We start from the raw sequence: 22,594 nt of genomic DNA, 5'->3' as shown, positions 1-22,594 counted from the left end.
GGCGGGAAAGTCATTGAAGTCTTGCGCAAAAAAACGGGCGCGGATGGACGGTCTGTAAAATCAGACGGGCCTTACGAGCGAGGAAATTTTTCCACCTCAATAAAACGCTCTGTCTTACAAATCCCGCATACTCATGCTCTCAAACCCTTCAGGAAGAGCCTTGCGATGCCCACCACTGTTCTGGTCCTGGTTGAAACCATCAACGAATACCTGCAAATCATCGAAAGCAGTGACTTCCATGTGATCCTGGCGCCGACGCCCGTTGAACGTGCCCAGGCGATCAAGACCCATGGTGGGCAGATCCAGGCCGTGCTGACCCGTGGCCCATTGGGGCTTTACGCCGAGGAAATCGCCGCGCTGCCCTTGCTGGAGATCATCTGCGTGATCGGTGCCGGCTACGAGCATGTAGACCTGCAGGCGGCGAGCAACCGTGGGATTGTGGTCACCAACGGCGCCGGCGTGAACGCCCCTTCGGTGGCCGATCACGCCATGGCATTGTTGCTGGCGCTGGTGCGTGGCATTCCCCAGACAGATGCGGCAGTGCGGCGCGGCGAGTGGCCGAAGGTGATGCGCCCTTCCCTGAGCGGCAAACACCTGGGGATTGTCGGGCTGGGCGCGGTGGGCATGGAGATTGCCCGGCGCGCCGCCCTGGGGTTCGGCATGGAGGTGAGTTATCACAACCGCCAACCCCGCGATGACGTGGATTACACCTACTGTGCAACGGCTGTGGAGCTGGCGCGCACCTCGGACTTCCTGGTACTGGCCACGCCCGGCGGTGCCAGCACTCGCCACCTGATCGACCGCCACGCTCTGGACGCCCTGGGGCCGCACGGTTTTCTAGTCAACATTGGCCGCGGCAGCGTGGTGGTGACCGCCGACCTGATCGCCGCGCTGGAACAGCGACGCATCGGCGGCGCCGCACTGGATGTGTTTGACGATGAGCCCGCAGTGCCCGAAGCCCTCAAGCGCCTGAGCAATACCGTGCTGACATCCCATGTGGCCGGGCTGTCCCCGGAAGCGGCCCATGACACGGTGCAACGCGTCGCCGACAACCTGGTGGAGTACTTTGCCGGCCGCCCCGTGCTTACACCGGTGGCCTTGCCAGCGCCTGCAAAATGACCGATCAGGCACGCTGATCACGCTTCAACACGCTAACCTATTAAGCCGCCCCGACCTTGTCGCTGGGCGGCTGTGCGCATTAGATTAGGAAATAGTCCAAGGCCTTTAGAATAAGCAGAAGGGATAAGCATGGCGCTGAACGACCAATCGACCCAGATTCGCCCAGGCGAAGAACTTGATGCCAGCCTGATCGATCCCTACCTCAAGGCTCATATCCCGGGCTTGGATGGCACACCCACCATCAGCCAGTTTCCGGGCGGTGCGTCGAACCTGACCTACCTGCTGGAATACCCCGGCCAGGAATTTGTGCTGCGTCGCCCGCCGTTTGGCCACAAGGCCAAGTCTGCCCACGACATGGGCCGCGAATACCGCATTCTCAACCAGCTCAAAGACGGCTTCCCGTACTGCCCCAAAGCCTACGTGCACTGCACCGATGAATCGGTGATCGGCGCCGAGTTCTATGTGATGGAGCGCGTCAACGGCATCATCCTGCGTTCCGACCTGCCGCCTGAACTGGGCCTGGACGCCACCCGCACCGAAGCCTTGTGCAAGAGCTTTATCGACAAGTTCGTCGAACTGCACCAGGTCGACTACACCGCCTGCGGCCTGGCGGACCTGGGCAAGCCCGAAGGCTACGTGGCGCGGCAGATTCGCGGCTGGGGCGAGCGCTATGAAAAAGCCCTGACCCCCGACGCGCCAAAATGGGAGGCGGTACGCGCCTGGCTCAACGACAAGATGCCCGCCGATCACCCCACCTCCAGCATCGTGCACAACGACTACCGCTTCGACAACGTGATCCTTGACCCGCACAACCCGATGCAGATCATCGGCGTGCTGGACTGGGAACTCACCACCCTGGGCGACCCGCTGATGGACCTGGGCAACACCCTCGCCTACTGGATCGAGGCCGCGGACCCGGCGCCGGTGCAACTGATGCGCCGCCAGCCGAGCAACGCCCCCGGCATGCTCACCCGTCGCCAGTTTGTCGATTACTACGCCGAGCGCTCCGGCATCCAGGTCGACAACTTCGATTTCTACTACACCTACGGCCTGTTCCGCCTGGCCGGGATTGTGCAGCAGATCTACTACCGCTTCTTCCATGGCCAGACCCAGGACAAACGCTTTGCGCAGTTCATTCACATGAACAAGCTGCTGGAGCAGATGAGCCTGAACGTCATCGGCAAATCTGCGCTCTGAGTGCAACTACAAGGAACCCTCATGTCCAAGACCAACCTGTTCGACCTCGACGGCAAGATTGCTTTCGTTTCCGGCGCCAGCCGTGGCATCGGTGAGGCCATCGCCAAGTTGCTGGCCCAGCAAGGCGCCCATGTGATTGTCTCCAGCCGCAAGCTGGAAGGTTGCCAGCACGTGGCCGATGCGATCATCGCCGACGGCGGCAAAGCCACGGCGATTGCCTGCCATATTGGTGAAATGGAGCAGATCACCCAGGTGTTCGCCGGCATCCGCGAACAGTTCGGCCGCCTGGATATCCTGGTCAACAACGCCGCCACCAACCCGCAGTTCTGCAACGTACTGGACACCGACCTCGGCGCGTTCCAGAAAACCGTCGACGTAAATATCCGTGGCTACTTCTTCATGTCGGTGGAAGCCGGCAAGCTGATGCGCGAGCACGGCGGCGGCAGCATCATCAACGTAGCCTCGATCAACGGCATCTCGCCGGGCGTGTTCCAGGGCATCTACTCGGTGACCAAGGCCGCCGTGATCAACATGACCAAGGTGTTTGCCAAGGAATGTGCGGCCTTTGGCATCCGTTGCAATGCCCTGCTGCCGGGCCTGACCGATACCAAGTTCGCCTCGGCGCTGGTCAAGAACGATTCGATCCTGAAAATGGCCCTGGCGCAAATCCCGCTCAAGCGCGTGGCCGACCCCAGCGAAATGGCCGGCGCGGTGTTGTACCTGGCCAGCGATGCGTCGAGCTATACCACCGGGGTTTCGCTGAATGTGGACGGTGGTTTCTTGTCCTGATCTCGCCTGGGTTTCTTCAGATCGATTTGCGCGTAACCTTGGCGCAGATCGATCTGTCCCAGGATGAAACATGGAACTGCACCTCGTCATCACCGGCCGCAAGGACCTGGCTGCCCAACTTTATCAGCAACTGCGCCAAGCCATCGCCACCGGGCGACTGTCGGCGGGCGCGCAACTGCCCCCCAGCCGACTGCTCGCCGAACAACTGGGCATCTCGCGCAAGACGGTATCCGACACCTACGCCACCTTGACCTACGAGGGCCTGCTGGTCGGCAAGATCGGCCGCGGCACCTTCGTCAACGCGTGGGCGCCACAGCCCGACCGCGTGCAAACCGCCACCGACCTGGCGTGCGCCGCCAACCTGGGCAAATGGGCCGCACTGCCCTCGCCCATGCATCACCCCGCTCGCGAGGACATCCTGCGCTACGAATTTATCGGCGGCGCGACCACACGCAACCACTTCCCCCAGGACGAATGGCGGCGTTGCACCCAGGATGCGTTGCGTCGTATCGCCCAGAACAGCGGTTTTTACAGCCAGCCAGAAGGTGTGGCGGCGCTGCGCGAGGCCATCGCCGGGCATATCGCGTTTTCCCGTGGGGTCAAATGCCGCGCCAGCAATATCGTAGTCACCAATGGGGCACAGCAGGCCCTGGACCTGATTGCCCGCGTGGTGCTTGAGCCGGGCAGCCTGGTCGCGATGGAAGACCCTGGCTACAGCCCCGCACGCCAATTGTTCGTCGCGATGGGCGCCAATGTTGCCAGTGTGGCCGTCGACGAACAGGGCCTGCAGGTCGACCAGATCCCGGATGGCACCCGCCTGATCTATGTGACGCCGTCCCACCAATTCCCCCTCGGCATGCCCATGAGCCAGGCGCGCCGGGAGGCCCTGCTGGACCGCGCCATTGCGCTCGGCGCGATCATCATCGAAGACGATTACGACAGCGAGTTTCGCTACGAGGGCCGCCCCACCGACTCCCTGCAAAGCATGGACACCCGAGGCGTGGTCACCTACGTCGGCACCTTTTCCAAAACCCTGTCGCCCGAACTACGCCTGGGCTACGCGGTGCTGCCGCCGGCCATCTATGGCGCGGTGCTCAAGGCCAAGCAATTGACCGACCAGCACAGCGCTACCTTGCCGCAATGGGCACTGGCCAAGTTCATCAGCGAAGGTTACCTGCTCAAGCATATTCGCCGCTGTCACGGCGTCTACGCGGGGCGTCGCGAACGCATACTGCAGCGTCTGGCGGGCGATCTGTCACCGTGGTTCGAGGCCGTACCCACGGTGGCCGGCTTTCACCTGGCGGCCCTGTGCAAGGTGCCGGTGAATATTCCCTTACTGATTGAACGGGCGCGTGAGGTCGAGGTGGGGTTATATCCCTTGGACGTGTTTTTTCACGATCGGCCGCTGCGTTCGGGGCTGATTCTGGGGTTCGGCGCCATCGAGACCCTGGACATTGACCCGGCGCTGGACAAGGTCCGCGATATTCTCCTGCAGATTGGCTAGGCGGTTTTCCGGCGCATTGGTCATTGGTGGCAAGCCCCTGGCGGCGTAGGGTGAAGCGGTCTTTCACCCGATGGAACCCTCATCATGAAACGCTTACTCGCTGCCACGCTGATGCTCGCCTCTTTCAGTGCATTTGCCCACGACCCGGTCTACAACAAGGAAACGCTCAAGGTGCTGCAAGAGCACGCCTTGACCAACGTGCCGGGCAAGAAAACCATCCTGCTCACCGTGGACTACGCCCCCGGCCAGGCGACCGTGCCCCACAGCCACACCGGCACTGCCGTGGCGTATGTGCTCGAAGGCGAGATTACCTCGCGGGTCAATGATGAAAAGGCGATTACCTACAAAGCCGGGCAATCGTTCTACGAACCGGCCGGCTCGCGACATTTTGAGTCAAGCAATGCCAGCCAGACCCAACCGGCCAAGCTGCTGGTGGTGATGGTGCTGGATGACAAGGCTGAGGTACTCACCCCACTTCCCAAATAATCAGCAACACCACAAACCCCTGTGGGAGCTGGCTTGCCTGCGATAGCGGTGGGCCAGTAAAAGATGAGCTGGCTGATACACCGCTATCGCAGGCAAGCCAGCTCCCACAGTTTCAACCGTGTCTGGTCAGGGACGTTTGAACAGGTTGCGCAGGTGTTCAATACGCGGCCGGCACTCGCAACCTTCCAAATGGTCATTGACCATCCCCATCGCCTGCATCAACGCATACATCGTGGTTGGGCCGACAAAGGTCCAGCCGCGTTTCTTCAGGGCTTTGGACAAACGCACCGAAGCCGCCGAGGTCGGATTGGCCGTCCAGTAAGCCATATCCACCACTGCCGGCCGCTCGTCTGCGCCGGGTTCGAACGCCCACAGCCAGCGCGCAAGCGAGCCAGTCTGCTCCACCAGTTCACAGGCCCGGCGCGCGTTGTTGATAGCCGAGACGATTTTCGCCCGATTGCGCACGATCCCCGGGTCGCTAATCAACCGCTCGACGTCCGCCTGACCGTACTGCGCCACCCGGCGAAAATCAAAGCCCTCGAACGCCTGGCGAAAGTTTTCGCGCTTGCGCAGGATGGTGATCCAGGCCATCCCTGCCTGAAAACCCTCCAGGCAGATTTTCTCGTACAGCGCGATGTCATCCGCCACCGGCACGCCCCACTCGTGGTCGTGGTAATGCAGGTACGCAGGCGCTGCAGTGCGCCAGGCGCAATACATGCGCCCTGCTTCGTCGGTTGTCAGCCCTGGTTGGTCCATCCGTCACCTCGTATGCCGAGGGCGATGATACGCAAAAAAAATTAATCCCCGCCAACCGCTCAAGCATCGTGCTTACCGACCAACTGGTCAGACCGGGACCTGCCAACCGCCAAATATTTGCTTGTGATTTGAAAAAAACCGAGCGTAGACTGGCCCCGCACTGGACTTACCGGTAAGACCACAACAATTAAGCCCTGGAACCACCAGGGCACCGAATAGAGATCCCTCCCATGCTCAGATGGTGCTCGCGTTCGATTTTCCTGCAAGTCGTGATTGGCCTGATGCTCGGCATCGCCTGCGGCCTGGCCCTTCCCGAATTCTCCTCGCAACTCAAACCCTTGGGTGACGGCTTTATCAAGCTGATCAAAATGCTGATTGGCCTGATCGTGTTCTGCGTGGTGGTCAGCGGTATTTCCGGCGCGGGCGACTTGAAGAAGGTCGGGCGCATCGGCCTCAAGTCGGTGATCTATTTTGAAATGCTCACCACCGTCGCCCTGGTGCTCGGCCTGATCATGGCCTTCAGCACCGGCATCGGCAGCGGCGCCAATATTCACCTGGAGCAACTTTCTTCCGCCGGTTTGAATGAACTGGCCGACAAGGGCCAGCACATCCGCGGCACCAGCCAGTTCCTGATGGAGTTGATCCCCAATTCGGTGGTCGGCGCTTTTGCCGATAACAACGTGCTGCAAGTGCTGTTGTTCTCGGTGCTGTTCGGCAGCGCGCTGAACCTGGTGGGCGAAGCGGCCAGCGGTATTTCGCGGCTGATCAACGAATTGAGCCATGTGATCTTCCGCATCATGGGCATGATCGTGCGCCTGGCGCCGATTGGCGTATTCGGTGCCATCGCCTTCACCACCAGCACCTACGGCCTGGACTCGCTGCAACATTTGGGCAGCCTGGTGGGGCTTTTCTACCTGACCTGCTTTGCCTTCGTGGCGGTGATCCTCGGGCTGGTGATGCGCCTGTCGGGCCTGCGCATGTTGCCGCTGCTCAAGTACCTGCGCGAAGAGCTACTGATCGTGATGGGCACCGCGTCGTCCGACGCGGTGTTGCCGCAGATCATGCGCAAGCTGGAACACCTGGGCATTGGCAGCTCCACCGTGGGCCTGGTGATTCCCACCGGTTACTCGTTTAACCTGGACGGTTTCTCCATCTACCTGACCCTGGCTATCGTGTTTATCGCCAACGCCACCGGCACACCGCTGTCGATGACCGACTTGCTGACCATCCTCCTGGTATCGTTGATCACCTCCAAGGGTGCCCATGGCATTCCAGGCTCAGCGTTGGTGATCCTGGCGGCAACGCTCACGGCGATCCCGGCAATTCCGGTGGTCGGCCTGGTGTTGGTGCTGGCAGTGGACTGGTTCATGGGCATCGGCCGTGCGCTGACCAACCTGATCGGCAACTGTGTGGCCACCGTGGCGATTGCGCGCTGGGAAAAAGACATTGATATCCAGCGCGCCAACAAGGTGCTCGACGGCCAGCAAGGTTATGCCTTCCAGGCCAAAAAGCCGGTGCTGCCGGCGCATCAGGAGTTCTAACAACGTTACCGCTGCCCCTGTAGGAGCGAGCTTGCTCGCGAAAAACTTCAAGACACCGCGAGCATCCAGGCTGCCCGCGCTATCGTTGACGACCTTCGCGAGCAAGCTCGCTCCTACAGATGGCGGGATTATTCATTATCAAGGAGCGCACGACGTGATCAGCACCTCAACCGTCGTCAATTCAGTGGTAGAAAAACTGCGCGCCGCCTTGGCGCGAGGCCAGTGGCGGCGTGGCGAAATGCTGCCTGGCCAGCGTGAACTGGCCGAACAGCTGGGCATCAGCCGCCCGAGCCTGCGTGAGGCTGTGATCGTACTGGAGACCCTCGGCCTGGTGCGCTCCATGCCCGGCAAAGGCGTGGTCGTGCTGGAAACCAGCGTCAGCGAGCCGCAGTCGAGCGACGCCGTGGCCGATGCCAGCCTCGAGGACATCCTGCAACTGCGCTACACCCTCGAACCTTTCATCGTCGGGCTGGTGGCCCAGTCCATCAGCAGCAAGGAAATCGGCCAACTGCGCCTGACCCTGATGGACATGCGTGAGGCTCTCGATGCAGGCGATGCAGAAGCCGGCATGAACGCCTATATCGACTTCCATGAAGAACTGTTCGCCCTGACCTCCAACCCGATCTTCCAGAACGTGGTGCAGCAAACCAGCACCGCGCTCAAACAAAGCGCCCAGGTACTGCGCAACTCCCCTGAACACCTGGCCGAACGCCTGCAAGAGAACGAAGCCGTGGTACGCGCTATCCGCAACAAGAACAGCGCCCTGGCCAGTGCCGAAATGCGCCGGCACATCCTGCACGAAGGCCTGCGCATGGGCATTCGCTTGAATATCCCGGACGACCATCTGGGCAGTTGATTTTCGGAGACCGGCCATGAACGCTCACGCCCTGCAACGCAATTGCACCCTCACGTCCTTACGCTGGACGCCCGAAAAAAAGCCCTCGGTGGACGACATCTACCCACGCTTGTTCGACGCCATCCTTGAGCAACGCATTGCGCCCGCCAGCCGCTTCACCGAAGAAGGCCTGGGCGAGCTCTTTGGCGTGAGCCGCAGCGTGATTCGCCGGGTGCTCGCCAAGCTGTCTCATCAGCAAGTAGTCATCCTGCGCCCCAACCAGCGCGCCCAGGTCGCCGCGCCGGATGCCCAGCACACACGGCAGATTCTGGAAGCACGGCGCCTGACCGAAATCACCGTGGTGCAACTGGCCTGCGCCCAGGCCACCGCGATGCAGATTCACCAACTGCGCGAGCTGATTGCGCAGGAGCGCGACGCCATTGAGCGTGACCAGCGTGGCCCAGCGATTCGATTTTCGGGAGAGTTTCATCTGCAACTGGCGCACATGGCAGGCAATGCGCCGCTGGCCCAGTTTCTCAACAGCCTGGTGCCGTTGACGTCGTTGATCATTGCGCAATTTGAAGCCAAGGCCTGCACCTATTGCGCGTGGCAGGAGCATGTGGCGATTGTGGATGCCGTGGAACAGCGCGACGCCCACATGGCCGTCGCCTTGATGACCCAGCACCTGGATCACCTGGAAACCCGACTACTCAAACACCACTGATCCCCAGTGAATGAAGATCAACCTGTGGGAGCTGGCTTGCCTTAATCCCATTGTAGGAGCGAGCTTGCTCGCGAAAAACTCACAGGCGCCGCGTTCATTCAGCAAGCACGCGTGATCGTTGACGTTTTTCGCGAGCAAGCTCGCTCCTACATTGATCGCATTCCAGATCAAAAAAAAAAGCCCCCGCATCTCACGATGCGGGGGCTTTTGGTTTAGCGAGGCATCAAGCCGGTTGCAACACCGACTGGCCACTCAACGCCAGGTCCAGCAACTCACGGTTGGCCACCGCGTACATGGCGTAGTCCGTGCCCACTGCTGCACGAATTTCCACCATCATGGCGCGCCAGCGATCCGCCATGTCCTGGTGCTGCTCAAGCCACAGGGCCACGCGGGCTTCCATGTCTTGTGGCGCATCGGCCATTTGCAGGACCGAGATGGTGATCGCCCGTTGCTGCCAGTCCACGTCATCGCGGAAGGCTTCGCGGGCCTGGGCCTGCCAGTTGTTGGCAACCGGCAGATCGCTGATCTGTTGCAGGTACCACGGCAGGTCCAGGGCGCTGCCGACGGCGAAGTAGGCCTTGGCCACTTCGGCGGCGTCATGCCCGGTCACGTCGGCGGCTTCGATGATCGGCAGCAAGGTGTACAGGTGGGTAGTGCCTGCAACCATGCGTGCCAACAACTCCGGTACGCCGGCCTGGGTGTAGGCCTGGTAGCGGTTCTGCCAGCCTTCGCGGGTCGGGCCTTCCAGCAGTTCGTCGAGCTTGAGGCCCAGCGCCGCCAGATGCGGACCGAAGTGCGCGGTGTCACGCCCGGCGTCTTGCTCGTTGCGACGGCTGCGCAGGAACCAGCGCGTAGCGCGACGGCCCAGGCGCATCAGCTCATCCATCAGCTCCAGTTGCACGTCGGCGGAAACCTGGTGGTCCAGGGCTTCAATCTGACGGAACCAGTGCGGGAGATGGAAGATGTCCCGCACGATCACATAAGCGCCCGCCACGTTCGCCGGGCTCATGCCGGTCGACTCTTTGAGTCGTTGAACGAAGGTGATGCCCATGTGGTTGACCAGGTCGTTGGCGATCTGGGTGCTGACGATCTCGCGCTTCAGACGGTGGCGACGCATGGCTTCGCCGAACTTGGCCACCAGGCTCGGAGGGAACGCGGTCTCCATGTCACGGGTCAGGTACTCGTCATCCGGTACCAGCGACTTGAGCAACGCTTCCTTGAGGTCGATCTTGCTGTAGGAGATCAGCACCGACAGTTCCGGACGGGTCAGGCCCTTGCCGCTGGAGGCGCGCTCGGTAAGCTGCTCCTCGGTCGGCAGGTACTCGATGGCACGGTCCAGCTTGCCACGGCCTTCCAGGTCGCTCATCAGGCGCTTGTACTCGGCAGCACGCTCGTAAGCCTTGCGCGCGGCCAGGGACAGGGCCTGGGTCTGCTTGTAGTTGTTGCCCAACACCAGGTTGCCGACTTCGTCGGTCATGCTCGCCAGCAGCTGGTTACGCTGCTTGTCGGTCATGTCACCGGCCTGCACCACTTCGTTGAGCAGGATCTTGATGTTCACTTCGTGGTCGGAGCAGTCCACGCCACCGGCGTTGTCGATGAAGTCGGTGTTGGAACCGCCGCCATTGAGGCCGAATTCCACACGGCCCAACTGGGTCATGCCGAGGTTACCGCCCTCGCCCACTACCTTGCAGCGCAGCTCGTTGCCATTGACGCGCAGTGCGTCGTTGGCCTTGTCGCCCACATCGGCATGGCTCTCGGTGCTGGCCTTGACGTAGGTACCGATACCGCCGTTCCACAACAGGTCCACCGGCGCCTTGAGCAAGGCGTTGAGCAGTTCGGTCGGGGTCAGCTTGTCGGCCTGGATGTCGAAGCGCTCTTTCATCTGTGGCGAGATGGCAATGCTTTTCGCGCTGCGCGAGAAGATACCGCCACCTTCGGACATGATGCTGGTGTCGTAGTCGGTCCAGGCCGAACGCGGCAGTTCGAACAAACGCTTGCGCTCGACGAAGCTGGTGGCCGGGTTCGGGTTCGGGTCGATGAAGATATGCAGGTGGTTGAAGGCTGCGACCAGTTGCAGCTTGTCCGACATCAACAAACCGTTACCGAACACGTCACCGGCCATATCGCCGACGCCCACCACGGTGATGCTGTCTTCCTGCACGTTGATGCCGCGCTCACGGAAGTGACGCTGCACACCCACCCACGCGCCTTTGGCGGTGATGCCCATTTTCTTGTGGTCGTAACCGGCCGAACCACCGGAAGCGAACGCATCGCCCAGCCAGAAGCCGTAGTCGATGGCAATGCCGTTGGCGATGTCGGAGAAGGTCGCAGTGCCTTTGTCCGCCGCCACTACCAAGTACGGGTCATCGTCGTCATGACGCACGACGTTGGCCGGCGGCACCAGCGCGCCGTCTTTCAGGTTGTCGGTGATGTCCAACAGGCCGGAGATGAAGATGCGGTAGCAGGCGATGCCTTCAGCCGCGATCTCGTCCCGGCTGCCGCCCAATGGCAGGCGACGCGGCAGGAAGCCGCCCTTGGCGCCCACCGGCACGATCACCGAGTTCTTCACTTGCTGGGCTTTTACCAGGCCGAGCACTTCAGTGCGGAAGTCTTCTTCACGGTCGGACCAGCGCAGGCCGCCACGGGCCACGTTGCCAAAGCGCAGGTGCACGCCTTCGACCCGTGGCGAGTACACGAAGATTTCAAACTTCGGCACGGGCTTGGGCAGCTCTGGGATAGCACGCGGGTCGAACTTGAAGCTGAAGTACGACTTGTTCTGGCCGTTGGCATCGGTCTGGTAGAAGTTGGTACGCAGGGTGGCCTTGATCAGGTCCAGGTAGCGACGCAGGATGCGGTCTTCGTTGAGCACCTGAACGTCGTCCAGGGCGCTGAGGATCGCTTGCTCCAGGCGTTGCTGCTTGTCTTCCAGGTCGTCGGCAGTGAGCTTGCGCGCCAAGTAGAAGCGGGTCTTGAACAACCGGGTCAACTCGCGGGCGATGTCGGTGTGGTTGTTCAGGGTGCTGGCGATGTAACCCAGGTCGAAGCCCAGGCGAATCTGCTTCAGGTAGCGAGCATAGGCACGCAGCAACGCCACGTCGCGCCAAGGCAGGCCGGCAGTGAGGACCAGGCGGTTGAACGCATCGTTCTCGGCATCGCCATGCACGATGTGCACGAACGCATCCTGCAGGGTGTCGTTGAGCTGCTGGATATCCAGGTTCACGCCTTCGGCGGCGATGAACGCAAAGTCATGGATCCAGAACTCACGGCCATTGGCGTGGCGCAGGCGATACGGGAACTCGCCCAGCACACGCAGGCCGAGGTTTTCCAGAATTGGCAGCACGTCGGACAGCGCCAGCGGCGTATCGGCGTGGTAAAGCTTGCAATGCAGCTCACGCTGGCCGGAGACCTGGCCCAGCGGCTGATAGAAGCTCATCACCAGCGGGTTGGCTTCGGTCAGGCTGTTGAGGTGCTGCATGTCGACCACAGCCGAATGCGCGGCGAAACGCTCGCGGTAGCCGGCCGGGAAGCCTTTGGGGAAATCCGCCAGCACGTTGGTGCCCTGGGCTTCGCCGAAGCTTTCCACTACCAGGCTGGCGTAGTCGTCCTGCCAGCTGCGACAGGCCTGCACCACTTCTTTTTCCAGTTGCAGTGGGTCGATGTCCAGGCGGTTCTTGGGGTCAACCCGCAGAATCAGTTGCACACGGGCCAGCACGGACTCGGAGAAGAAGGTCCAGAACTCGCAGTCCGAAGCCTTCAGACGGTCCATCAGCACTTGCTGGATCTTCTGGCGCACTTCGGTGGAATAGATGTCGCGCGGCACGTAGGCCAGGCAGTAGCAGAAACGACCGTAGGGGTCTTTGCGCAGGAACACGCGGATCTTGTTGCGCTCCTGGATCTGCACAATCGACATCACGGTGCTGAACAGCTCGTCGACCGGAGTCTGGAACAGGTCGTCGCGGGGCAGTACTTCAACCACTTGGGCAAGCTCTTTACCCAGGTGCGCCTTGGCCTGGAAGCCCGAACGACGTTCGATTTCCGCGACCTTGCGACGGATATAAGGGATCACCCGCACGCTTTCGCCGTACACCGAGGAAGTGTACAGGCCCATGAAGCGGTGTTCCTTGATGACCTTGCCGTCGGCGCTGATCTCGCGGATAGACACGTAGTCCGGGTAAGCCGGGCGGTGCACGCGGCTTGGGTGTGCGGCCTTGGCGAACGACAGCACGGTCGGCTCACGCAGGTAGGCCACGGCGTAGTCTTCGATGCGCAGGTCTTCGGCGGTGAGGCCGGCGCGCAGCAGCTTGGTCAGACCGAGGAAGGAGCTGGCGTCATATTCGATATGACCGCCGTCCGCCTCGTCACGTACCACGAACTCTTCGTAGCCCAGGAAGGTGAAGTGGTTGCCCACCAGCCATTCGAGGAAGTTCTTGATCTCGGCTTTTTCTTCGCCGTCGATGGTGAACGCACTGGCGTCGATACCGGCCAGCAGGTCCTGGACCTTGGCTTTCATCGGTTCGAAATCGGCCACGGCCACGCGCACTTCGCCCAGCACCTGCTCAAGCTCTTTGCTCAGCACGTTCAGTTCGGCGGCATTGGCGCAGCGGTCGATCTCCAGGTACATCAGCGATTCTTGCAGGATGCCTTCGCCCTGGGTGCCCTTAGGCAGGATTTCCAGCAGCTCGCCCTTGCTGCCACGACGCACGCTGAGCACGGTGGTTTGCAGGGTATGGATGCTGTAGCCACGGCGGTTCAGCTCGGTGCGTACCGAGTCGACCAGAAAGGGCAGGTCATGGTGCAGCACTTCGACCGCGGTGTGGGTCGACTGCCAGCCATGACGTTCGTAATCGGGGTTGTAGACCCGCACTTGCGGTTGGGTGTGATCAAAGCGCTCAAGCAGGCGCCAGGCAGACAGGGTGCAACCGGCCAGGTCGGAAAGGCGACGCTGGGTCAGTTCGTCCAGGGAAATGATGCCGAAAAATTGTTCAGCGAACAGCGCCACTTGTGGCAGTGCCTGTTCACTGAGGTGCTGCGCCAGTGCCGCTTGCAGTTGATGCTGGAAGTCGGCCTTGCTGGCTGCGGTGAAGAACGCCATCTGTGGTACTCCGCTTGGGCTTGTTATTGATGAAAGCGTCGCGTGTTATCCCCTTGCGGGGAGACCGTCAGCTCTGTTCGCTGGTGTGCTGACAAGCACCATAAACGAATCAGGGCGACAGGTGGGTGAAGCTGGACAAGACAGTCAGGTCACATACAACTTCCATACGGCATGCTCTTGGCCAGGTGACGATACGACGGGCAGGTCAGGCGCCTGGCACAGGGCACATCCGTTGCGCAGCTTAACGAGTGTAGGAAGAACGCTGCTTGCGATGCTGCGACATATTCGGTCATCGGTAAGCAGGGTGCCGGTTGCAACTTGGGCAACCCAGGATTTTCGGTAGAAAATCTTGCTACATTGAACCCCATCAGTACCAGAAATGACCGATCTGGCCCGTCAGGTCATGCCTAACTTCCGACACAGGATGAAGCACAAGATTCGCCTTAGTGGCACAATTGCCCTCCCCTACACAGGATTGCCCCATGCTGCATCTGAAAACCGACGCCCTGATGGCCACCCCATGTGACGACGAAGAAGACAACATGGCTATGCTTTGCTGTCACGGCAAGAACGGCGAAATGTTCATGCTCACCCGTTATCCGGATGAAGATGAAGTGGAGCTGACCTGGGACTACGAACCCTCGACTCTCGACGGGCTGAAAGTGACGTTGGGCGACACCACCTTATTGATCGAACTGGCGGCTGGCGATGCCGATGCCCTGGGTGGTAAGGACCAGCTGGAGATCACCCACAGCACCGCTGCGGCAGACATGGCCGAAGTGCAGGAAACGCTGCAGAACATCCTCACAGGCACCGGCACGTTCATTCGGACTTGAAACCGGTCACTTGAAACTTCGGCACGACGCCAAATCTGTGGCGAGGGAGCTTGCTCCCGTGACGGCCTGACAGCCGACGCTGATCTGGCTGAGGCACGGCGATCCAAATGTGGGAGCTGGCTTGCCTGCGAAGGTATCGACTCGGTGTGCCTGAATCACCGAGTTGACTGGATCGCAGGCAAGCCAGCTTCCACAGTGACCGTGCTCTACCTACCCAGCTGTTATGCCTCTCACACCGCAATCCTGTAAGTTTCGCCAAAAATACCCATCAAGCCGTTAGTCGCCGCACCCCACGATGCATTAAAGTAAACGCCCCAGGCCCGGTGTTCTGTCACAACACCCAGGCTCATCTTTTCCAGGAACCGTCATCGATGGAACATCGTGAAGCGCTGCTTGCGCTGCGAACCTTTCTTTCTACGCAGATTCTCGGCCAGGAAAAACTCATTGATCGCCTGCTGATCGCCCTGCTCGCTGACGGCCATATGCTGGTCGAAGGCGCACCGGGGCTGGCCAAGACCAAGGCGATCAAGGAGTTGGCCGAAGGGATCGAAGCGCAGTTCCATCGTATCCAGTTCACCCCCGACCTGTTGCCCGCCGATATCACCGGCACCGAGATCTATCGCCCGGAAACCGGCAGCTTTGTGTTCCAACAGGGGCCAATCTTCCATAACCTGGTGCTGGCAGACGAAATCAATCGTGCCCCGGCCAAGGTGCAGTCGGCCTTGCTCGAGGCCATGGCCGAGCGCCAGGTCAGCGTGGGCCGCAGCACTTACGAGCTGTCGCCGCTGTTTTTAGTGATGGCCACGCAAAACCCCATCGAGCAGGAAGGCACCTACCCGCTGCCCGAAGCCCAGCTCGACCGGTTCCTGATGCACGTCAAGATCGGCTTCCCGGATGCCGCCGTCGAGCGCCGTATCCTGCAACAAGCCCGTGGCGAAGCGCTCAATGGCGAAACCAAGCCCGAGCGCCGGGTCAGCCAGCAGGCCATCTTTGCCGCGCGCAAGGAAATCCTCGGCTTGTACATGGCCGATGCCGTGGAGGAATACCTGGTGCAACTGGTGATGGCCACGCGCACCCCTGCCAAGTTCGACCCGGAAATGGCCGAGTGGATCGCCTATGGCGCCAGCCCCCGTGGTTCCATCGCCCTGGACCGCTGCGCCCGCGCCCATGCCTGGCTGGCCGGGCGTGATTTTGTGAGCCCGGAAGATATCCAGGCGGTGCTGTTCGACGTGCTGCGCCACCGCATCATCCTGTCGTTCGAGGCCGAAGCCGCCGGGGTCGACCAGGACCGCGTGGTGCAACGTATTCTCGACGTCGTTGCCGTCGCTTGAAGTCGATGAACGCAAGCGATGGCATCCGCGTAACCCTCAGTGAATTGATTGAGATGCGCCACCGCGTGCGTGAGGTGCAGTTGTTCTCCACGCCTGGTCAACGTAGCCCGCTGGTGGGCCTGCACCACTCCAAGCTGCGCGGGCGTGGCGTCGATTTCGACCAGGTGCGCGTGTACCAGGCCGGCGACGACGTGCGCACCATTGACTGGCGCGTGACGGCGCGTACCCAGGAGCCGCACACCAAGCTGTTCCATGAAGAGCGCGAGCGACCGATTTTCATCATGGTCGAGCAAAGTTGCCGGCTGTTTTTCGGCTCGGGGCAAATGTTCAAGTCGGTGCTTGCCGCCCAGGCTGCCAGCCTGATCGGGTGGGCCGCCCTGGGCCATAACGACCGGGTGGGCGGGCTGGTGTTCGGCGACAGCGAGCACTACGAGATCAAGCCACGGCGCAGCAAGCAGAGCCTGTTGCAACTGCTTAACCGGCTGGTGCGGGTCAACCAGAGCCTGAACACCGAGCGTCAGCCGGAAGCCGACGCCCTGGGCATGGCCTTGCGCCGTGGCCGCGAGGTGCTGCGCCCGGGCAGCCTGGTGGTGGTGATCTGCGATGAGCGCGCCCTCACCGAAGGCGCCGAGCAACAGCTGAGCCTGCTGGCGCGCCATTGCGACCTGCTGTTATTACCGATCTCCGACCCGCTGGACCACGCCCTGCCCGCCGCCGGGCTGCTGCGTTTCGCGCAACGAGGCGCGCAACTGGAACTGGACACCCTGAATATTGACCTGCGCCAGGCCTACAAGGCCCAGGCCGAAGCACGTATCGCCCGCTGGGAACGGCTCGCGCAGAAACTGCGGCTGTTATTGATGCCCTTGAGCACCCAGAGTGAAATGGTCGAGCAACTGCGCGAATACCTCAACCCGCAACGCCCGGTTAAAAAACCATGAGCAGCCTGGACCAACTGCAACCACTGATCGCACCGCCTGCCATTGGCTTCTGGCCACCGGCGCCGGGCTGGTGGCTGTTGCTGCTGGTGATCCCCCTGCTCGGTTGGGGCCTGTGGTGGCTGCGCCGTTTCCTCCCGGCCCGCCGCCCCGTGGCCCGTGCCGAACAACCTTTGGACCCGTTACGTATCGCCGCCCTGGCCGAGCTGGCTTTGATGCCCAAGCCCTACGACGGCGCGCCGGCTGGCGCCTGGTTGCAGCAACTCAACGGCCTGCTCAAGCGCCTGTGCCGCAACGACTACCCTTATAGCCAGAGCCACACCCTCAACGGGCGCAAATGGCTCGCCTTTTTGGACAACCGCTGCCCCGCCGCCGGCCTGACGCGCTGGATGGTGTTAGTGGAAGGCGCCTACAAACCCGAATGCAAGCTCGACGACAAAGCCATCGCCGGCCTCACCCAAGCCGTCGACACCTGGATTCGCAAACATGTTTGAGTTCGCCTGGCCGTGGATCTTCGCCCTGTTGCCACTGCCCTGGGTCATGCGCCTGGTGCTGCCCGTGGCCGACAGCGGCGAACCGGCGCTCAAAGTCAGCTACCTCAGCGACCTTGAAGGCCTGGCCCGCCGCCGTGCCCGCGTCAACCTGCCCGGCTGGCGCCAGCAAGCCCCATTCGTGGTGCTGTGGTTGCTGCTGTTGACCGCCGCCGCCCGCCCGCAATGGCTGGGCGAACCCTTGCCGATTGCTGCCAGCGGTCGGGATTTGCTGGTGGCGGTGGACGTCTCAGGCTCCATGGATTTTCCCGATATGCACTGGCAGGACGAGGACGTCAGCCGCCTGGCCCTGGTCAAGCACCTGCTGGGAGACTTTCTAGAGGAGCGTGAAGGTGACCGCGTGGGCCTGATCCTGTTCGGCAGCCAAGCCTACCTGCAAGCGCCCCTGACCTTTGACCGGCGCACCGTGCGCACCTGGCTGGATGAAGCGCGCATCGGCATTGCCGGCAAGAACACCGCCATCGGCGACGCCATCGGCCTGGCCATAAAACGCCTGCGCCAGCGCCCGGCGCAAAGCCGCGTGCTGATCCTGGTCACCGACGGCGCCAACAACGCCGGGCAGATCGACCCGTTGACCGCTGCGCGCCTGGCGGCCGAGGAAGGTGTGAAAATCTACCCGATCGGCATCGGTGCCGACCCCGAGCAAACCGGCTCCCTGGGCATCCTTGGCGTCAACCCGAGCCTGGACCTCGACGAACCGGCGCTCAAGGCACTGGCCGAGGCCACCGGCGGCCAGTATTTCCGCGCCCGTGACGGCGAGGAACTGCTGAAGATCAAGGACACCCTCGACACCCTTGAGCCGGTGGAGCAACAACCCACCCAGGCCCGACCGGCCCAGGCGCTGTACAGCGGCCCATTGGCCCTGGCGTTGGTTCTGAGCCTGTTGTTGGTGGTCCAGGAACGCTGGCCGAACAACGCCTTGCAGCGCGCCTTCAATCGACTATCGAGCAGGGGCATTTTTTTGCAGCAACACCCTGAATGGCGCCAGCGTCTGCAGCGCCTGCGTTTGCGGAGGCGTCGATGATCGCCCTGTGGCCGCACTGGTTGCGCCCCTGGTGGCTGTTGTTGCTGCCCCTGCTTGGCTGGTTGCTGTGGCAGCTATGGCATCGGCAAAAACGCGCCGGCCGTTGGCAGATGATCCTGCCGCCGGCGTTCCATGCCGAGTTGCTCAGTGGTGGCAATGGCCGCGAGAGTAAGTCGCCGTGGGTGGTGCTCGGCATCGCCTGGCTGTTGGCCGTGCTGGCGTTGCTGGGCCCCAGTTGGCAACGGGTTGAACAGGCCAGCCAGAAACCCTCTGACCCCTTGGTGGTGCTGCTGGAACTGACCCCGCAAATGCTCGCCACCGACAGCCCGCCCAACCGCCTGGAGCAGGCGCGGCGCAAGCTGTATGACTTGCTGCAAGCGCGCACCGATGCGCAAACAGCCATCATCGTGTACGCCGGCAGCGCCCACACCTTGGTACCGCTGTCCGATGACCTGGCCACCAGCCGCAACCTGTTGGAAGCCCTGCGCCCCTCGATCATGCCCGAGCCCGGCCATCGTGCCGATCTGGCCGTGGAAAAAGCCCTGGGCCTGCTCAAGCAAGGCGGTCTCGGCCAAGGGCGCCTGCTGCTGATCGGTTCCTCACTGTCCAAACAAGAGCGCCAAGGCATCCGCCTGCAACTGCAAAGTGCCCAGGCGCCGACGTTGTCGATCCTCGGCATCGGCAGTCGCGAAGGCACGCCGGTGACTCAGGAAAGCGGCGAATTCCTCAAGGACGACCAGGGCGCGATCCTGGTGCCGCGTCTCGACAGCCCGACCCTCAAGGCGTTCGCCAGCGAAATGGGCGGCCGCTACCGTGCGGCGCGCCTGGATGACAAAGATCTGCGCCAGCTCGGCATGCTCGACAGCGCCCAGGCCCTGCGCGACGACGGCCAACGGCTGCGCCTGGACACGTGGGCCGACCAGGGTTACTGGCTGCTCTTGCCGTTGTTGCTGCTGGCCGCGTGCGCCGGGCGTCGCGGCTGGCTGTTCTGTCTGCCCTTGCTGCTGATGGGCGCGCCGCAACCCAGCTACGCCTTCGGGCTGCAGGACCTGTGGCTGCGCCCCGACCAACAAGGCCAGTACCTGCTCAAGCACAAACGCCCGGCCGAAGCCGCCGAACACTTCCAGGACCCGCAATGGCAAGGCGTGGCGCTGTACGAAGCCGGCAATTACGCCGAGGCCATCAAGCGGTTTGCCCAAGGCAGCGATGCCTATTCCCACTACAACCGTGGCAATGCCCTGGCCAAGGCCGGTGAGTTTGAAGCGGCCATTGATGCGTATGAACAAGCCCTGGAAGCCCAGCCCGATTTGCAACCGGCACTGAAAAACAAAGCCCTGGTTGAAACCCTGATGCAGCAGCAAACGCAGCCCGAGCCAGACCCGCCGGCAAAAAACGAAGATGACGAAACCGCCCAACCCGGCCAAACTGCGCAACCGGGTGCCAGCGCACAAACGGCACTGGGTGGCGAGCAGTCGTCCCACGGCCAGGGCGAAGCCGGCACCGGTGAGACTCAGACAGCCGCCACGCCACAGCCTGGCGGTAATGAAGTGCCAGGCAGCGAACTGGGCGACGAGCAAACCACCACGCCGCCTTTGCGCCCTGCCGATACGCGTCTTGAAGGCGAGCGCCGCCAGGCCTTGGAGCAATGGTTGCAGGAGATCCCGGACAACCCCGGCGAGCTGTTGCGACGCAAATTCTGGTACGAACAGCAACAACATCAGGACACCACTCGATGAGCCGCCGCACCACCCTTTTGCTCCTGCTCGCGCTGTCGGCAGGCCACGCCCAGGCGGCGGACCTGGTCGCCAGCGTAGACCGCAGCCGCCTCAACTCCGGGGAAACGGTGGAACTGACGGTGCAATCGAGTGATGTGACCCAGTTCGGCAAACCGGACCTGTCGCCCCTGGACGCGCAGTTCGAAGTCAGCGGCACCCGCCAGATCAACCAACTCACCACGCTGGACGGCGACAACCACGCCACCACCCGCTGGATCATCACCCTGCTGCCCAAGGTGAACGGCAACGTGGTCATCCCGCCACTGCAAGTGGGCGCACTCAAGACCCAGCCGATCGCCCTGCAAGTGGTGGAAAGCGCCAGCCAGAACACCAGCGCCGAACTGGCCCCGGTGTTCATCGAAGCCAACCTCGACCAGACCAGCGTGTACGTGCAGGCCCAGGCCCTGTTGACCGTGCGCGTGTACCACTCGGTGTCGCTGTATGACGACAGCAGCCTCACGCCCTTGCAGATACCGGATGCACGTGTCGAACAACTGGGCGAATCACGCACCTATGAAAAGGTCATCAACAGCATCCGCCATGGCGTGATCGAAACCCGCTACGCCCTCTACCCGCAACACAGTGGCTCGGTAGTGATTCCGGCGCAGACCTTCAGCGCCACTCTGGTGGAATCGCGCCCGCCCCAGGAAAACACCCTGCAGGGCACCAAGCCGGGCAAGATGATTCACGTCAGCTCCGCACCCCTGCCCTTGACGGTCAAACCCAAACCGGACGCCTACCCCGCCGACGCCCCCTGGCTGCCCGCGCGCAGCCTGACCCTGAGCGAAGGCTGGAACCCCACGCCGGACCACGTGCAAGTCGGCGACTCCCTGACCCGCAGCCTGACCGTGGAGGCCGAAGGCCTGTCCAGCGCACAATTGCCGGCGCTGCCCGGCACCGAGGTCAACGGCCTGCGCCGCTACCCCGACCAACCGGTGATGGCTAACCGCACCAGCGACCGCGGCCTGACCGGCAGCCGTGAAGACCGCGAAGCCCTGGTGCCGACCCGCGCTGGCGAGCTGGAACTGCCCACCGTGGAAGTGGTGTGGTGGAACACCCACGAAGATCATCTGGAACGCACCAGCCTGCCGGCGCGCACCGTGCAAGTGGCGGTGAACCCCAGCCTGGTGGTAGACACCCCCGCAACACCGACCATCATCACCGCCCCCGACGATGACCGCCTGTGGCTCTGGCAACTGAGCACACTGTTACTGGCCTGCACCACCCTGCTGGGCTTTGGCCTGTGGTGGCGCGCACGCCGACAACCGGCGGTACAACGCGCCGCCCAAACCGGCCCCAGCCCACGCACGCTGCTCGACGACCTCAAGCGCGCCACCCAGGCCAACGACCCTCAAGCTACCCGCCAGGCCCTCGACGCGTGGGCAAGGCAACAGCCGGAAACCCTGGCCGACATGGCCGCACGGTTTGTGCCGCTGTCGGATGCCCTGGACGGGTTGAATGGCGCGCTGTACAGCGAAAGCGGCCAATACTGGTTGGGTGATGATCTATGGCGTGCGATCAAGGCCATCCCCGTGGCCGAACGCGAGCAAGACCCAGCGACCGACACCACCAGCTTGCCGCCGCTCTACCCCAAGTAACCCAGCCTCGACCAACACCACAAAACCCTGTGGGAGCGGGCTTGCCCGCGATGGCGGTGTAACAGTCGGCCGACGTGCTGGCTGATACTCCGCCATAGCAGCATAGGTCTCTACACAACTCTGTAGCGCTCAACGGTAACCACGATGCGAAGCGAGCCGCTCTTGATCTGCTTTTGATCTTAGGCGCCCCGTTAAACCACGCTGGCCGGAATTCGACAATGATTTGGGGGGTAAACCGGCAGGGATGCCGGTTTAGCCGCCCCGCGCCATGGATGGCGCGTGGCGGCGGCCCCCCAAATCACTGGCGGATTACGGGCACACCGAGCCTAGGCGAGGTGCCGAGTGGTGGGGCAAGAGCGTTTTGCTTACTTTTGCGCTTTTCAAAAGTGAGCCGCTGTCAGAGCGGAACCCTAGGTGGCCGTTACCGCAGGAATGGATATGTACTCGGTATTACGGTGTCGACTGTGAGGCCGTCTTCGCGAGAAAGCCCGCTTCCACAGT

The 22,594-nt window shown here is 62.2% G+C and carries 17 protein-coding genes; 15 read left to right on the top strand and 2 right to left on the bottom strand.

What is annotated here, in order from left to right; all coding sequences use genetic code 11:
- Positions 1–165 precede the first annotated feature (165 nt).
- From HU731_RS01060 to HU731_RS01040, 5 genes are all read left to right on the top strand, one after another.
- On the top strand, positions 166–1,119 hold the full coding sequence (locus HU731_RS01060) for a 2-hydroxyacid dehydrogenase (protein ID WP_186606662.1): 954 nt from the start codon (positions 166–168) through the stop codon (positions 1,117–1,119).
- Between the two features lie 129 nt (positions 1,120–1,248).
- Positions 1,249–2,316, top strand: coding sequence for a phosphotransferase family protein (locus HU731_RS01055; protein ID WP_186606661.1), 1,068 nt, complete (start codon positions 1,249–1,251; stop codon positions 2,314–2,316).
- Between the two features lie 21 nt (positions 2,317–2,337).
- A complete protein-coding gene (locus tag HU731_RS01050; RefSeq protein ID WP_186606660.1) occupies positions 2,338–3,105 on the top strand; it encodes an SDR family oxidoreductase in 768 nt (255 codons plus the stop codon).
- 70 nt (positions 3,106–3,175) lie between these two features.
- Entirely contained in the window at positions 3,176–4,609 is a 1,434-nt protein-coding gene (gene pdxR / locus HU731_RS01045) for a MocR-like pyridoxine biosynthesis transcription factor PdxR (RefSeq protein ID WP_186606659.1), read from the top strand.
- Between the two features lie 84 nt (positions 4,610–4,693).
- Positions 4,694–5,095, top strand: a complete 402-nt coding sequence (locus tag HU731_RS01040) for a cupin domain-containing protein (protein ID WP_186606658.1) — start codon at positions 4,694–4,696, stop codon at positions 5,093–5,095.
- Positions 5,096–5,221: 126 nt separating this feature from the next.
- Here the strand turns inward: HU731_RS01040 and HU731_RS01035 are convergent, their stop codons facing one another.
- Positions 5,222–5,851, bottom strand: a complete 630-nt coding sequence (locus HU731_RS01035; protein WP_186606657.1) for a DNA-3-methyladenine glycosylase I — start codon at positions 5,849–5,851, stop codon at positions 5,222–5,224.
- A gap of 215 nt (positions 5,852–6,066) precedes the next feature.
- Here HU731_RS01035 and HU731_RS01030 point away from each other — a divergent pair, with 215 nt between their 5' ends.
- From HU731_RS01030 to HU731_RS01020, 3 genes are all read left to right on the top strand, one after another.
- Positions 6,067–7,392: a C4-dicarboxylate transporter DctA gene (locus HU731_RS01030; protein ID WP_169855370.1), complete on the top strand. Its 1,326-nt coding sequence runs from the start codon at positions 6,067–6,069 to the stop codon at positions 7,390–7,392.
- Between the two features lie 154 nt (positions 7,393–7,546).
- A complete protein-coding gene (locus HU731_RS01025) occupies positions 7,547–8,248 on the top strand; it encodes a FadR/GntR family transcriptional regulator (RefSeq protein WP_186606656.1) in 702 nt (233 codons plus the stop codon).
- A gap of 16 nt (positions 8,249–8,264) precedes the next feature.
- Positions 8,265–8,951 carry a GntR family transcriptional regulator gene (locus tag HU731_RS01020; RefSeq protein WP_186606655.1) on the top strand — a complete coding sequence of 229 codons (687 nt, stop codon included), beginning with the start codon at positions 8,265–8,267 and terminating at the stop codon, positions 8,949–8,951.
- A gap of 223 nt (positions 8,952–9,174) precedes the next feature.
- On the opposite strand, the gene HU731_RS01015 is transcribed toward HU731_RS01020, so the two are convergent.
- On the bottom strand, positions 9,175–14,043 hold the full coding sequence (locus HU731_RS01015) for an NAD-glutamate dehydrogenase (RefSeq protein WP_186606654.1): 4,869 nt from the start codon (positions 14,041–14,043) through the stop codon (positions 9,175–9,177).
- Between the two features lie 482 nt (positions 14,044–14,525).
- Here HU731_RS01015 and HU731_RS01010 point away from each other — a divergent pair, with 482 nt between their 5' ends.
- The 7 genes from HU731_RS01010 to HU731_RS00980 all read left to right on the top strand — a co-directional run bounded on the left by HU731_RS01010 (position 14,526) and on the right by HU731_RS00980 (position 22,093).
- Entirely contained in the window at positions 14,526–14,879 is a 354-nt protein-coding gene (locus HU731_RS01010; protein ID WP_186606653.1) for a hypothetical protein, read from the top strand.
- A 371-nt stretch (positions 14,880–15,250) separates the two neighbouring features.
- Complete coding sequence (locus HU731_RS01005; protein ID WP_020301524.1) at positions 15,251–16,210, top strand: AAA family ATPase; 960 nt, start codon at positions 15,251–15,253, stop codon at positions 16,208–16,210.
- A gap of 5 nt (positions 16,211–16,215) precedes the next feature.
- A complete protein-coding gene (locus HU731_RS01000; protein WP_032892136.1) occupies positions 16,216–17,148 on the top strand; it encodes a DUF58 domain-containing protein in 933 nt (310 codons plus the stop codon).
- Positions 17,145–17,639 (top strand): DUF4381 domain-containing protein, encoded by a 495-nt coding sequence (locus HU731_RS00995; protein ID WP_003190798.1) that lies wholly within the window; start codon positions 17,145–17,147, stop codon positions 17,637–17,639. The genes HU731_RS01000 and HU731_RS00995 overlap by 4 nt, the downstream gene beginning before the upstream one ends.
- Positions 17,632–18,720 carry a vWA domain-containing protein gene (locus HU731_RS00990; RefSeq protein WP_186606652.1) on the top strand — a complete coding sequence of 363 codons (1,089 nt, stop codon included), beginning with the start codon at positions 17,632–17,634 and terminating at the stop codon, positions 18,718–18,720. The genes HU731_RS00995 and HU731_RS00990 overlap by 8 nt, the downstream gene beginning before the upstream one ends.
- Positions 18,717–20,456: a tetratricopeptide repeat protein gene (locus HU731_RS00985; protein WP_186606651.1), complete on the top strand. Its 1,740-nt coding sequence runs from the start codon at positions 18,717–18,719 to the stop codon at positions 20,454–20,456. The genes HU731_RS00990 and HU731_RS00985 overlap by 4 nt, the downstream gene beginning before the upstream one ends.
- Positions 20,453–22,093 (top strand): BatD family protein, encoded by a 1,641-nt coding sequence (locus HU731_RS00980; RefSeq protein WP_186606650.1) that lies wholly within the window; start codon positions 20,453–20,455, stop codon positions 22,091–22,093. The genes HU731_RS00985 and HU731_RS00980 overlap by 4 nt, the downstream gene beginning before the upstream one ends.
- Positions 22,094–22,594 lie beyond the last annotated feature (501 nt).

Source organism: Pseudomonas salmasensis, assembly GCF_014268375.2.
Lineage (GTDB): Bacteria > Pseudomonadota > Gammaproteobacteria > Pseudomonadales > Pseudomonadaceae > Aquipseudomonas > Aquipseudomonas salmasensis.
Note: the sequence above shows the minus strand (reverse complement) of the source record. Positions and strands in the feature narration are given on the sequence as shown.

Bases quoted from the DNA above. Each gene is read 5' to 3' on its own strand.
- HU731_RS01060 (WP_186606662.1), top strand. From the start codon at position 166: ATGCCCACCACTGTTCTGGTCCTGGTTGAAACCATCAACGAATACCTG.
- HU731_RS01055 (WP_186606661.1), top strand. From the start codon at position 1,249: ATGGCGCTGAACGACCAATCGACCCAGATTCGCCCAGGCGAAGAACTT.
- HU731_RS01050 (WP_186606660.1), top strand. From the start codon at position 2,338: ATGTCCAAGACCAACCTGTTCGACCTCGACGGCAAGATTGCTTTCGTT.
- pdxR (WP_186606659.1), top strand. From the start codon at position 3,176: ATGGAACTGCACCTCGTCATCACCGGCCGCAAGGACCTGGCTGCCCAA.
- HU731_RS01040 (WP_186606658.1), top strand. From the start codon at position 4,694: ATGAAACGCTTACTCGCTGCCACGCTGATGCTCGCCTCTTTCAGTGCA.
- HU731_RS01035 (WP_186606657.1), bottom strand. From the start codon at position 5,851: ATGGACCAACCAGGGCTGACAACCGACGAAGCAGGGCGCATGTATTGC.
- HU731_RS01020 (WP_186606655.1), top strand. From the start codon at position 8,265: ATGAACGCTCACGCCCTGCAACGCAATTGCACCCTCACGTCCTTACGC.
- HU731_RS01015 (WP_186606654.1), bottom strand. From the start codon at position 14,043: ATGGCGTTCTTCACCGCAGCCAGCAAGGCCGACTTCCAGCATCAACTG.
- HU731_RS01010 (WP_186606653.1), top strand. From the start codon at position 14,526: ATGCTGCATCTGAAAACCGACGCCCTGATGGCCACCCCATGTGACGAC.
- HU731_RS01005 (WP_020301524.1), top strand. From the start codon at position 15,251: ATGGAACATCGTGAAGCGCTGCTTGCGCTGCGAACCTTTCTTTCTACG.
- HU731_RS01000 (WP_032892136.1), top strand. From the start codon at position 16,216: ATGAACGCAAGCGATGGCATCCGCGTAACCCTCAGTGAATTGATTGAG.
- HU731_RS00995 (WP_003190798.1), top strand. From the start codon at position 17,145: ATGAGCAGCCTGGACCAACTGCAACCACTGATCGCACCGCCTGCCATT.
- HU731_RS00990 (WP_186606652.1), top strand. From the start codon at position 17,632: ATGTTTGAGTTCGCCTGGCCGTGGATCTTCGCCCTGTTGCCACTGCCC.
- HU731_RS00985 (WP_186606651.1), top strand. From the start codon at position 18,717: ATGATCGCCCTGTGGCCGCACTGGTTGCGCCCCTGGTGGCTGTTGTTG.
- HU731_RS00980 (WP_186606650.1), top strand. From the start codon at position 20,453: ATGAGCCGCCGCACCACCCTTTTGCTCCTGCTCGCGCTGTCGGCAGGC.